The organism is Pseudomonas sp. LBUM1663, assembly GCF_059695905.1.
In genome coordinates this window covers 4729904-4742982 of the sequence record NZ_CP166792.1, presented here as the reverse complement: position 1 = coordinate 4742982, position 13079 = coordinate 4729904, and the positions used below count along the sequence as shown (strand labels likewise).

At 55.4% G+C, this 13079-nt stretch carries 11 protein-coding genes and 1 pseudogene; all 12 read left to right on the top strand.

Annotated features, from left to right (window positions below):
- Positions 1–188: 188 nt before the first annotated feature.
- The 12 genes and pseudogenes from serC (at position 189) to rfbA (ending at position 13072) form a co-directional block, all read left to right on the top strand.
- Complete coding sequence (gene serC / locus ACA075_RS21710) at positions 189–1274, top strand: 3-phosphoserine/phosphohydroxythreonine transaminase (protein WP_497295273.1); 1086 nt, start codon at positions 189–191, stop codon at positions 1272–1274.
- On the top strand, positions 1274–2368 hold the full coding sequence (gene pheA / locus ACA075_RS21705; RefSeq protein ID WP_162436108.1) for a prephenate dehydratase: 1095 nt from the start codon (positions 1274–1276) through the stop codon (positions 2366–2368). The genes serC and pheA overlap by 1 nt, the downstream gene beginning before the upstream one ends.
- 10 nt (positions 2369–2378) lie before the next feature.
- The gene (hisC, locus tag ACA075_RS21700; protein ID WP_497295271.1) at positions 2379–3491 is read left to right on the top strand and encodes a histidinol-phosphate transaminase; all 1113 of its coding nucleotides are present in this window, start codon (positions 2379–2381) and stop codon (positions 3489–3491) included.
- 28 nt (positions 3492–3519) lie between these two features.
- Complete coding sequence (locus tag ACA075_RS21695) at positions 3520–5727, top strand: bifunctional prephenate dehydrogenase/3-phosphoshikimate 1-carboxyvinyltransferase (RefSeq protein WP_497299310.1); 2208 nt, start codon at positions 3520–3522, stop codon at positions 5725–5727.
- The gene (gene cmk / locus ACA075_RS21690) at positions 5724–6413 is read left to right on the top strand and encodes a (d)CMP kinase (protein ID WP_059406801.1); all 690 of its coding nucleotides are present in this window, start codon (positions 5724–5726) and stop codon (positions 6411–6413) included. Before ACA075_RS21695 ends, cmk begins: the two co-directional genes overlap by 4 nt.
- 120 nt (positions 6414–6533) lie before the next feature.
- Complete coding sequence (gene rpsA / locus ACA075_RS21685) at positions 6534–8228, top strand: 30S ribosomal protein S1 (protein WP_123406822.1); 1695 nt, start codon at positions 6534–6536, stop codon at positions 8226–8228.
- Between the two features lie 313 nt (positions 8229–8541).
- Positions 8542–8819 (top strand): annotated as a pseudogene (locus tag ACA075_RS21680) (hypothetical protein).
- A gap of 151 nt (positions 8820–8970) precedes the next feature.
- The gene (gene ihfB / locus ACA075_RS21675) at positions 8971–9267 is read left to right on the top strand and encodes an integration host factor subunit beta (RefSeq protein ID WP_003218804.1); all 297 of its coding nucleotides are present in this window, start codon (positions 8971–8973) and stop codon (positions 9265–9267) included.
- 27 nt (positions 9268–9294) lie between these two features.
- Complete coding sequence (locus ACA075_RS21670; protein ID WP_497295269.1) at positions 9295–9531, top strand: lipopolysaccharide assembly protein LapA domain-containing protein; 237 nt, start codon at positions 9295–9297, stop codon at positions 9529–9531.
- Positions 9532–9756: 225 nt separating this feature from the next.
- Entirely contained in the window at positions 9757–10833 is a 1077-nt protein-coding gene (rfbB, locus tag ACA075_RS21665; protein WP_497295267.1) for a dTDP-glucose 4,6-dehydratase, read from the top strand.
- Between the two features lie 125 nt (positions 10834–10958).
- Complete coding sequence (locus ACA075_RS21660; protein ID WP_497295265.1) at positions 10959–12017, top strand: Wzz/FepE/Etk N-terminal domain-containing protein; 1059 nt, start codon at positions 10959–10961, stop codon at positions 12015–12017.
- Positions 12018–12190: 173 nt separating this feature from the next.
- Complete coding sequence (rfbA, locus tag ACA075_RS21655; protein WP_497295263.1) at positions 12191–13072, top strand: glucose-1-phosphate thymidylyltransferase RfbA; 882 nt, start codon at positions 12191–12193, stop codon at positions 13070–13072.
- The last annotated feature ends 7 nt before the right edge of the window (positions 13073–13079 follow it).

Sequence of the window (13079 nt, the reverse complement as noted above, 5' to 3'; positions counted from 1 at the left end):
GTATGAAAATTTGCAACACTGCACATCCCTGTGGGAGCGAGCTTGCTCGCGATGGCGTCAGATCAGACAGTATTGAGATTGCTGATCCACCGCAATCGTCGGAACGCCGCCCGGAGCAAGCTCGCTCCCACATCGGTCGATGTGTTGAATCAAGATTTTGTGGTCACCAAATCAGAGCGAGATTGGATGTGAGCAAGAGAGCCTATAACTTCTGTGCCGGTCCTGCGGCACTTCCCGAAGCTGTCCTGCAGCGCGCCCAGGGTGAACTCCTTGATTGGCACGGCAAGGGCCTGTCGGTCATGGAAATGAGCCATCGCAGTGATGAGTTCGTGTCCATCGCCACCAAGGCCGAGCAGGATCTGCGTGATCTGCTGAATATCCCCTCGAACTATAAAGTGCTGTTTCTGCAAGGTGGCGCCAGCCAGCAATTTGCTCAGATCCCTCTGAACCTGTTGCCGGAAAGCGGCACCGCCGACTATATCGACACCGGTATCTGGTCGCAGAAAGCCATCGAAGAAGCTTCGCGCTACGGAAACGTCAACGTTGCCGCTACCGCCAAGCCTTACGACTATTTCGCTATTCCCGGCCAGAACGAATGGAACCTGTCTGCAGATGCGGCCTACGTTCACTACGCACCGAACGAAACCATTGGCGGTCTGGAATTCAATTGGGTCCCGGAAACCGGTGACGTTCCGCTGGTTGCCGACATGTCCTCGGACATCCTGTCGCGCCCGATCGATGTTTCGCGCTTTGGCATGATCTACGCCGGCGCACAGAAAAACATCGGCCCGAGCGGCATCGTGGTGAATATCATCCGCGAAGACCTGATGGGGCATGCCCGTTCCCTGTGCCCGACCATGCTCAACTACAAGGTCGCGGCCGACAACGGCTCGATGTACAACACCCCGCCAACCCTGGCCTGGTACCTCTCGGGGCTGGTATTCGAGTGGCTGAAAGAGCAGGGTGGTGTTGAAGCCATCGGCAAGCTCAACGACGTGAAGCAGCGCACGCTGTACGACTTCATTGACGCCAGCGGCTTGTACAGCAACCCGATCAACAAGTCGGATCGCTCGTGGATGAACGTGCCATTCCGCCTGGCTGACGATCGTCTCGACAAGCCTTTTCTGGCCGGTGCCGACGAGCGTGGCCTGTTGAACCTCAAGGGTCACCGTTCCGTGGGCGGCATGCGTGCCTCCATCTATAACGCCGTCGACATCGTTGCGGTCAACGCACTGGTTTCGTACATGGCAGAGTTCGAGAAGGAACACGGCTAATGTCTGAGCAAGAACTCAAGGCACTGCGCGTTCGCATTGATGCCCTGGACACTAAAGTCCTGGAGCTGATCAGTGAGCGCGCACGCTGCGCCCAGGAAGTTGCGCGAGTAAAGATGGCCTCGCTGGCCGAAGGCGAAGTGCCGGTGTTCTATCGTCCTGAGCGTGAAGCTCAGGTGCTCAAGCGCGTGATGGAGCGCAACCAGGGGCCGCTGGGCAACGAAGAGATGGCGCGTTTGTTCCGCGAAATCATGTCCTCGTGCCTGGCCCTCGAGCAGCCGCTGAAAGTGGCTTACCTAGGCCCTGAAGGCACCTTCACCCAAGCCGCGGCCATGAAGCATTTTGGTCACGCGGTGATCAGCAAGCCGATGGCGGCGATCGACGAAGTGTTCCGTGAAGTGGCGGCCGGTGCGGTGAATTTTGGCGTGGTTCCGGTGGAAAACTCCACCGAAGGCGCGGTCAACCACACCCTCGACAGCTTCCTCGAACACGACATGGTCATCTGTGGCGAAGTCGAGCTGCGGATCCACCATCATCTGTTGGTGGGTGAAAACACCAAGACCGACAGCATCAGCCGCATCTATTCCCACGCCCAGTCGCTGGCCCAGTGCCGCAAGTGGCTGGACGCGCACTACCCGAATGTCGAGCGCGTGGCGGTGTCGAGTAATGCCGAAGCAGCCAAGCGGGTCAAGGGTGAGTGGAACTCGGCGGCGATTGCCGGCGACATGGCCGCCAGCTTGTACGGGCTGACCCGTCTGGCCGAGAAAATCGAGGATCGCCCGGACAACTCCACGCGTTTCCTGATGATCGGCAGCCAGGAAGTACCGCCGACCGGCGACGACAAGACCTCGATCATCGTCTCCATGAGCAACAAGCCCGGTGCGCTTCATGAGTTGCTGGTGCCGTTCCACGACAACGGTATCGACCTGACGCGAATCGAGACCCGTCCGTCGCGCAGCGGTAAATGGACCTACGTGTTCTTCATCGACTTCGTCGGCCACCACCGTGATCCGTTGATCAAAGGCGTATTGGAAAAGATCAGTCAGGAAGCAGTAGCACTCAAAGTGCTGGGTTCCTACCCGAAAGCAGTTCTCTAAGGGGTAGCAAATGAGTGGCAACTTCCTCGCTCTGGCACAGCCGGGCGTGCAACAACTTTCGCCTTACGTTCCGGGCAAACCCGTGGACGAACTGGCGCGTGAGCTGAACATCGATCCGGCCAAAATCATCAAGCTGGCCAGTAATGAAAACCCGTTGGGCGCGAGTCCAAAGGCGCTGGCGGCCATTCGCGATGAACTGGCCGAGCTGACCCGTTATCCGGACGGCAACGGTTTTGCGCTCAAGACCCTGCTGGCTGAGCAGTGCCGTGTTGAGCTGAATCAGGTGACGCTGGGCAACGGTTCCAACGACATTCTGGAGCTGGTGGCGCGCGCTTACCTGGCGCCTGGCTTGAACGCGGTGTTCAGTGAGCATGCGTTTGCGGTCTATCCGATCGCCACGCAAGCCGTCGGCGCGACGGCCAAGGTGATCCCGGCCAAAGAGTGGGGCCATGACCTGCCGGCCATGCTGGCTGCGATTGATGCCGATACTCGCGTGGTGTTCATCGCCAACCCGAACAACCCGACCGGAACCTGGTTCGGTGCCGAGGCGCTGGACGAGTTCCTGCAGGATGTACCTGAGCATGTGTTGGTGGTGCTGGACGAGGCGTACATTGAATACGCCGAGGGCAGCGACTTGCCGGATGGTCTGGATTTCCTGGCGGCGTACCCGAATTTGCTGGTCTCGCGCACGTTCTCCAAGGCGTATGGCCTGGCGGCGCTGCGGGTCGGTTATGGCTTATCCACCGCCGTGGTCGCTGATGTGCTGAACCGCGTGCGCCAGCCGTTCAACGTTAACAGCCTGGCCCTGGCCGCTGCGTGCGCTGCGCTGCAAGACACCGACTACCTGGCTGAAAGCCGTCGCCTGAACGAAGCCGGCATGCAGCAACTGGAAGCGGCTTTCCGTGAACTGGGGCTGAGCTGGATTCCATCCAAGGGCAACTTCATCTGTGTCGATATGGGGCAGGTGGCGGCGCCGATTTTCCAGGGGTTGCTGCGCGAAGGCGTGATCGTGCGTCCGGTGGCCAACTACGGCATGCCGAATCACCTGCGCATCACCATCGGTTTACCGGCTGAAAACAGCCGCTTCCTCGAGGCGCTGACCAAGGTTCTGGCTCGTGGTTGATGTCACTGCACTGCAATCTGCTGTCCCTATGATCGGTCGCCTGGTGGTGGTCGGCCTGGGGTTGATCGGCGGTTCGTTTGCCAAGGGTTTGCGTGAAAGCGGTCTGTGCCGCGAAGTGGTCGGGGTCGATCTCGATCCGCAGTCGCGCAAACTCGCGGTTGAATTGGGCGTGGTGGATCGCTGCGAAGAAGACCTGGCAGTTGCTTGTCAGGGCGCGGATGTGATCCAGCTCGCCGTGCCGATCCTCGCCATGGAAAAAATGCTTGGCCGATTGGCCGGCATGGACCTGGGGCAAGCGATTCTCACCGACGTCGGCAGTGCCAAAGGCAATGTGGTACGTGCCGCGACCGAAGCATTTGGCGGCATGCCGTCTCGTTTTGTGCCGGGTCATCCGATTGCCGGTTCCGAGCAGAGCGGGGTGGAAGCCTCCAATGCCGAGCTGTTCCGTCGCCATAAAGTGATTTTGACGCCGCTGGATCAGACCGATCCGGCCGCGCTGGCAATGGTCGACCGTTTGTGGCGCGAATTGGGCGCCGATGTCGAGCACATGCAGGTCGAGCGTCACGACGAAGTGTTGGCGGCGACCAGCCATTTGCCGCACTTGTTGGCGTTCGGCCTGGTCGATTCGTTGGCCAAGCGCAATGAAAACCTTGAGATCTTCCGTTACGCTGCGGGCGGTTTCCGCGATTTCACAAGAATCGCTGGTAGCGACCCGGTCATGTGGCACGACATCTTCCTCGCCAACCGCGAAGCTGTCCTGCGCACACTTGATACATTTCGCAGCGACCTCGACGCCTTGCGCGACGCGGTCGATGCAGGGGATGGGCACCAATTGTTGGGCGTATTCACTCGCGCCCGGGTTGCCCGCGAACATTTCAGTAAAATCCTGGCCCGCCGGGCTTATGTGGACGCTATGAATTCCAACGACCTGATTTTCCTGGCACAACCTGGTGGCCGCCTGACTGGGCGGATTCGTGTACCAGGCGATAAATCGATTTCTCACCGTTCGATCATGCTTGGCTCCCTCGCTGAAGGTGTCACCGAAGTCGAAGGCTTCCTCGAGGGCGAAGACGCCCTGGCGACCTTGCAAGCCTTTCGCGACATGGGCGTGGTGATCGAGGGTCCGCACCACGGCCGCGTGACCATTCACGGCGTCGGCCTGCATGGCCTGAAACCTGCGCCGGGCCCGATCTATCTGGGCAACTCCGGCACTTCGATGCGTCTGCTGTCGGGCCTACTGGCTGCGCAGGACTTCGATAGCACCCTGACCGGTGACGCCTCGCTGTCCAAGCGCCCGATGAATCGCGTGGCCAATCCGCTGCGTGAAATGGGCGCCGTGATCGAGACCGCTGCTGAAGGTCGCCCACCGATGACTATTCGTGGCGGCAACAAGCTCAAGGGCCTGACTTACACCATGCCGATGGCCAGTGCCCAGGTTAAGTCCTGCCTGCTGCTGGCCGGCATGTATGCCGAAGGCAAAACCACCGTTACCGAGCCGGCACCGACTCGCGACCACACCGAGCGCATGCTGCGCGGCTTCGGCTATCCGGTCACTGTCAGCGGTGCTACCGCTTCGGTCGAATCCGGCCACAAGCTGACCGCTACCCATATTGAAGTGCCGGGCGATATCTCCTCGTCCGCGTTTTTCCTGGTGGCCGCGTCGATCGCCGAAGGTTCTGAGCTGGTGCTCGAGCACGTTGGTATTAACCCGACCCGTACTGGCGTGATCGACATCCTGCGTCTGATGGGCGCTGACATCACCCTGGAAAACCAGCGTGAAGTCGGCGGCGAGCCTGTGGCTGACCTGCGCGTAAGGGCAGCTAAGCTCAAAGGTATCGAGATTCCCGAAGCGCTGGTTCCGCTGGCCATCGACGAATTTCCGGTACTGTTTGTGGCGGCGGCCTGCGCCGAAGGGCGCACCGTGTTGCGCGGCGCCGAAGAGCTGCGAGTCAAGGAATCGGACCGTATCCAGGTCATGGCGGATGGCTTGCTGGCGCTGGGCGTCAAATGCGAACCGACCCCGGACGGCATCATCATCGACGGCGGCCTGATCGGCGGCGGGGAAGTGCACGGTCACGGCGACCACCGGATTGCCATGGCCTTCAGCGTGGCCTCGCTACGCGCCACCGCACCGATCCGCATCCATGATTGCGCCAACGTCGCAACCTCGTTCCCGAACTTCCTCGCGCTGTGCGCGCAGGTCGGCATCCGTGTTGCACAAGAGGCTCAGTCGTGATTATCAAGCCACCGGTCATCACCATCGACGGGCCTAGCGGTTCGGGCAAGGGCACTATTGCCGGGATTCTGGCCAAGCGCCTGGGCTGGTGCTTGCTGGATTCCGGTGCGCTGTACCGCCTGCTGGCGTTCGCGGCGCGCAATCATGGCGTCGATCTGACCAATGAAGAGTCGCTGAAGCTGCTGGCCGCTCATCTGGACGTGCAGTTCGTCGGCGCGACCGAAGGTCATCCGCAGCGGATCATCCTTGAAGGTGACGATGTCACTGATGATTTGCGCAACGAACAGGTAGGCGCCTGGGCTTCCCAGGTGGCGGCCTTGCCGGCCGTCCGCGACGCTCTGCTTCAACGCCAGCGGGCGTTTCAGGAGCCTCCGGGGTTGGTCGCCGATGGGCGCGACATGGGCACGGTGGTTTTCCCGGACGCGCCGCTGAAGATATTCCTCACTGCCAGTGCCGAGGAGCGAGCTCGCCGTCGATACTTGCAGTTGAAGGGCAAAGTCGATGGTGTTAGTCTGTCGAGTCTGCTAGATGAGATACGTGCACGCGATGAGCGTGACACCCAGCGAGCGGTAGCCCCGCTCAAACCGGCGGCTGACGCCATACAGCTGGATTCCACGGAATTATCCATCGATCAGGTGCTGGAACGCATCATGAGCGAGATCGCCATTCGCGATATTGCCGGGTGACCAAGAAGCGACCCAGGGGACCAGTCATAGTCCTGTGCCGTTTCTTCAAATGAACATAACCCACGTCGTCTGGGATGTGGAGATGGGCGTATCCTTCGCCCTTATTCAACAGGAATTAAAATGAGCGAAAGCTTTGCGGAACTCTTTGAAGAAAGCCTAAAAACCCTGAACCTTCAGGCAGGCTCCATCATCACCGGTGTTATCGTTGATATCGATTACCAAGCTCGCTGGGTAACCGTTCACGCTGGCCTGAAGTCTGAAGCACTCATCCCGCTTGAGCAGTTCTACAACGATGCTGGCGAACTGACTATCAACGTCGGTGACGAAGTTCACGTTGCTCTGGACTCGGTTGAAGACGGCTTTGGTGAAACCAAGCTGTCCCGTGAAAAAGCCAAGCGCGCTGAATGCTGGATTGTTCTGGAAGCAGCCTTCGCAGCCGAAGAAGTGGTCAAGGGCGTTATCAACGGTAAGGTTAAAGGCGGCTTCACTGTCGACGTTAACGGCATCCGTGCGTTCCTGCCAGGTTCTCTGGTTGACGTCCGTCCTGTGCGCGACACCACGCACCTGGAAGGCAAAGAGCTGGAATTCAAGGTCATCAAGCTTGACCAGAAACGCAACAACGTTGTCGTTTCCCGTCGTAGCGTCCTCGAAGCCGAGAACTCCGCCGAGCGTGAAGCTCTGCTGGAATCCCTGCAGGAAGGCCAACAAGTCAAAGGTATCGTCAAGAACCTCACCGATTACGGCGCATTCGTCGATCTGGGTGGCGTCGATGGCCTGCTGCACATTACCGACATGGCTTGGAAACGTATCAAGCATCCTTCCGAAATCGTCAACGTTGGCGACGAGATCGATGTCAAGGTTCTGAAGTACGATCGCGAACGCAATCGTGTTTCCCTGGGCCTCAAGCAACTGGGCGAAGATCCATGGGTTGCTATCAAAGCCCGTTACCCAGAAAGCACTCGCGTTACCGCTCGTGTAACCAACCTGACCGACTACGGCTGCTTCGCTGAGCTGGAAGAAGGCGTTGAAGGCCTGGTACACGTTTCCGAAATGGACTGGACCAACAAGAACATCCACCCTTCGAAAGTCGTACAAGTCGGCGACGAAGTGGAAGTTATGGTTCTGGACATCGACGAAGAGCGTCGTCGTATCTCCCTCGGCATCAAGCAGTGCAAATCTAACCCATGGGAAGATTTCTCTGGCCAGTTCAACAAGGGCGATAAAATCTCCGGCACCATCAAGTCGATCACCGATTTCGGTATCTTCATTGGTCTGGACGGCGGCATCGACGGTCTGGTTCACCTGTCCGACATCTCCTGGAACGAAGTGGGCGAAGAAGCCGTTCGCCGCTTCAAGAAGGGCGACGAGCTGGACACCGTTATCCTGTCGGTTGACCCAGAGCGCGAGCGCATCTCCTTGGGTATCAAGCAACTGGAAAGCGATCCGTTCTCCGAGTACGTTCAAGAGAACGACAAAGGCGCAATCGTTAAAGGCATCGTGAAAGAAGTTGACGCTAAAGGCGCCATCATCACTCTGGCCGACGATATCGAAGCGACTCTGAAAGCCTCCGAAATCAGCCGTGACCGCGTTGAAGACGCGCGCAACGTTCTGAAAGAAGGCCAGGAAGTAGAAGCCAAGATCATCAGCGTTGACCGCAAGAGCCGTGTAATCCAGCTCTCCATCAAGTCGAAAGACGATGCTGAAGAGAAAGAAGCAATCCAAAGCCTGCGCGACAAGCCAGCGACTTCGGAACCTGCTGCTGGTCCTACCACTCTGGGCGACCTGTTGCGTGCACAAATGGAAAAACAGAACTAAGTTCTGTCAGACCATAGAAAAAGGGCGACTTCGGTCGCCCTTTTTTGTGCCTAGGATTTGGCGAAGTCCCATTCCCCGAATTCCTCCAGTGCTACGCCTATCTGATGCCAGAGCTCCCCATCCCCGTAGGAGCTGCCGAAGGCTGCGATCTTTTGATCTTTCGCTCTTAATGGTCGCCACGTGCATCCCACGCTGAACCAACACCCTCACCAAACTGTCCCTTTCTTTAACAGCATCAATCGCTTATTTGCAGCTACTCTAAAGCATAGGGCGCAGCACCCTCCGGTAGGGTTCCTGACTAATAGGGAAGTGCATGAACAAGCTCATGTCGCCATAGCAGTACTGGCACTGGCAGGCTGCACCACCAGCGCCAAGACCTATGCGGTGCGTGGTGTCAGCGGGATAGAGATCGATTGCTCCGGCCTGGGCTCGGGTTGGGAGAAATGCCGCAAGCGCGCCGACTAGAAGTGCAAAGCTGCAGGCTAAAAGGTCATTGCAAGGTCGGATGACGCCAAGGACGAGGATGAATACCCATTCGGTTTTAATCCCGCAGGCTACCTGACACGCACCATGCTGGTGATTAGCAGGTGACTGAACAAGCGGCCCGCCAGCTTGAGACGCCCACAAACAGGGCGACTCAAAGCCGGTAACGATATGTCAAATCTTGGACTGTTCAAATGGCTCCTAGCGTGCTAAAACCTTTGAAGCGCTGATCTAGCTGCTTGAAAAAGAAGGGAAAAATATGACGAAGTCGGAGTTGATCGAACGAATTGTCACCCATCAAGGGCTGCTCTCATCCAAGGATGTGGAACTGGCCATCAAGACCATGCTTGAACAAATGTCCCAATGCCTGGCCACCGGGGATCGTATCGAGATTCGGGGTTTTGGCAGCTTCTCATTGCACTACCGCGCACCGCGGGTAGGGCGCAATCCCAAGACCGGGCAGTCGGTTAGCCTGGATGGCAAGTTCGTTCCGCATTTTAAGCCGGGGAAGGAGCTGCGGGACCGGGTGAATGAGGATGAGGAGGAGGGGGTTTGACAGCCTTTGATTTTCAAGGAGTTGGTAATGCGTAACTTGAAGCGTGTAGTGCTCGCCGTCCTCGCCCTGTTGCTGGTGTTGGCGATTCTAGCGTTCGTGCTCGAGAACCAGCAGTCTGTTTCGCTGTTATTCCTTGGGTGGTCAGGCCCACAACTCCCCGTTTCCCTGGCGATACTGGCTGCACTATTGCTGGGAATGTTGATCGGGCCTTTGCTGAGTATGCTTCTGAGGCGCACACCGCCGCGTTTGAAGTATCCTGGCTAATTTCCCCGCACTTCGAGCGGTGGACTGGCTTTAACCACTGCTTGTCTACATCCATTAGTAAAAATGCCATTAAGCTGTAAAATGTTCGCTTGTCCGAAGCGGCTGGTTCCGAATTCGGACGGACTGACTCTGCAAGTAGCTTCGGGTCAATGCCGGCTTTTGCATTCATGGATTAGACAGTGCTCGGTTGGCGGCCCTGTCAGTAACTCAAGGGTATGGTTTCGCGTGAAAATCTTAGTAACCGGCGGCGCCGGATTCATCGGTTCGGCGGTCATCCGCCATATCATCTCCAGCACTTCAGATTCTGTCGTGAATCTCGACAAGCTCACCTACGCGGGCAACCTGGAGTCCTTGACGGAAGTCAGCCAAGACCCGCGCTATGCGTTCGAGCGTGTTGATATTTGTGACCGTGAGCAAGTCGACCGTGTCCTACGCGAGCATCAGCCGGACGCGATCATGCACTTGGCTGCAGAGTCTCATGTCGATCGTTCCATCTCCGGTCCATCTGAGTTCATTCAGACCAATATCATCGGCACCTACACTCTGCTGGAAGCTGCTCGCCAATACTGGCTGGCGCTGGACGACGTTCGCAAGACGGGATTTCGTTTTCATCACATATCCACTGATGAAGTTTACGGAGACCTGGAAGGCCCTGAAGACCTCTTCACCGAAACCACGCCCTACCAGCCAAGCTCCCCATATTCCGCCAGCAAGGCCAGCTCTGACCATCTGGTCCGCGCTTGGGCGCGCACTTACGGCTTGCCAACCCTGGTCACTAATTGCTCCAACAACTACGGTCCTTTCCACTTTCCTGAGAAGTTGATCCCGCTGGTCATCCTCAATGCACTGGAAGGCAAACCGCTTCCTGTCTACGGTAAAGGCAACCAGGTTCGTGACTGGCTTTACGTCGAGGATCATGCCCGCGCACTGTACAAAGTTGTCACTGAAGGCGTGATCGGCGAGACATACAATATCGGCGGCCACAACGAAAAACAGAATATTGAGGTCGTGCACACTCTCTGTGCGCTACTTGACGAGTTGCGACCAGATTCACCATACCGCCCACATGCGAACCTGGTTACCTATGTGCAGGATCGTGCGGGCCATGATCAGCGCTATGCAATCGACGCCCGCAAAATCCAGCGAGAACTGGGCTGGGTCCCTGAAGAAACCTTCGATACGGGGATCCGCAAGACGGTGGAGTGGTATCTCGACAATACAGAGTGGATTGCCCACGTGAAAAGCGGAAGTTACCAGCAGTGGATAGACGATAACTATAGCTCCCGTGCTGTAAGTGAATAAAATGGTCGCGCCCTAGTGGCCATGCATTGAAAACGGATACACATCAGAATTTTAACGAACAGAATGTGTCAGTTATCAACAAAGATATGCGAAGTGTTTTATTGATTGTCGAGGGCTAGAAACGTATGCAGAACAACTCCGCTGTATCCTCAAATACTAATGAGGTCGACCTAAGGGCGCTAATGTCAGCCCTTTGGCGCCAGCGATTGGTAATTATTGGTGCTGTGATCGCAACTACGGCGATAGCGGCAGCCTATGCGTTTCTGAGTACGCCTATTTACGAAGCAAAAATTGTTGTTGTGCCACCGACTCAAAATGATGTGGCAAATTATAATTACGGCAGAACCGCGGAAAGCGAGTTGGCGCCTTTCAATGTTAAGGATGTTTACGGTGTTTTTCTGAGAAATTTGCAGGCGGATTCACTACGTCGCGAGTTTTTTTACAAAACTTATCTTCCTTCGCTGCCTGAGTCTGATAGAAAAAAATCAATAGAATCGTTATACAACGACTTTTCTAAGGTGCTCGCTGTTTCGCTTGCTGGAAAAGATAATCCTGATCGGTATGCGGTAACTGCAAGGGATGAGCACCCGGAACAGACGATTATATTGGTCGGTAAATACATCGGTCGCGCCAGCGAGTTGGCCAAGAAAGAAATGATCAAGAATATTTCTAGTGAGGCCGATGTTCTTGCTCGTAATCTTCAGCAGCAGATTGTGTCAATACGCGAAGTTGGGTTGAGGTCGAGGGAAGACTCTATCATTAAACTGCGAGAAGCATTGGTTGTGGCGAAAGCAATTGGCTTGGAGAAGCCGCCAATCGTCAGTGGTAATTCAGAAGTTAAAGTTGCTGGTAGCTTGGATGAACAGCCTCTTTATATGCGTGGTATTAAAGCCCTGAAGGCAGAAATTGATAATCTGGAAACTCGCAAGTCGGACGATCCGTTTATTAATAGGCTGAGAGTTCTGCAGACTAAGTCAAAGTTTTATACAGATCTTGAATCGAACATCAGGGACGTCGAGGTGTTTAGAATGGATGGTCAGGTTGAGCTCCCCGATACCCCCGTTCACCCTAAAAAAGCACTGCTGTTGTTGCTGGGCGCAATGCTTGGGCTAATAGTGGGAGTGATAATCGCACTGTTTCGGATATTCTTCTCTGGTGAAAAGAACAGCTTTTCGAGTAATTGAAGAGAACTATTTAGGGCATGAGGAAGCTTCCAAAAAACAAGCTTCCAGTATGGTGCGCAGGTGATCTGCGTACATTAATGCGCTATGGCTTTTGAAAATGGCTAAAAAGGGTACTTACCTGATCATAGCCATTTTCAGTAAAAAATACGTTGAATCAAGCATTAGGAGACGATATGAAGGGTATCATTTTGGCTGGCGGCTCAGGAACCAGATTGTATCCGATCACCAAAGGGGTTTCGAAACAACTGCTACCGATCTATGATAAACCCATGATTTTCTATCCGCTGTCAGTGCTGATGCTCGCAGGAATCAGGAATATTCTGATCATTACTACTGCGGACGATCTCAGCGGCTTTCAGCGTTTGCTTGGTGATGGAAGTCAATTCGGAGTGACACTGGAATACGCTGTTCAGGATAACCCGGATGGCTTGGCACAAGCATTTCTTATAGGTGAAAACTTTATAGGCAAAGATCGAGTGTGCCTTGTCTTGGGAGATAATATTTTTTATGGACAGGGCTTCACTCCATTGCTTCGCTCAGCCGTCAACCTTGAGCGGGGAGCGACTGTTTTCGGTTATCAAGTCAAAGATCCTGAACGTTTTGGTGTAGTACATTTTGACGATAATAAACGCGCTATTTCTATCGAAGAGAAACCGACAAAGCCTAAATCGAATTTTGCGGTTACAGGCCTGTACTTCTATGACAATGATGTAATCGAAATCGCCAAGCAAGTGAAACCCTCCGACCGCGGTGAGTTGGAAATTACCAGCATCAATCAAGCTTATCTGGAGAGTGGCGATCTTCACGTAGAGCTTTTAGGGCGCGGATTTGCCTGGCTGGACACTGGCACTCACGAAAGCCTTCTGGAAGCGTCTCACTTCGTAGAAACCATTGAAAAGCGCCAAGGCTATAAGATCGCATGCCTTGAAGAAATTGCTTTTAATAATGGATGGCTTACTGTCGATCAGTTGTTAGCGACAGGGAATGAGCTCAGCAAAAATAGCTATGGCCAGTATTTGATAAGCATCGCTGAAGAATCGAAGATTAAAATTTAATTTATCT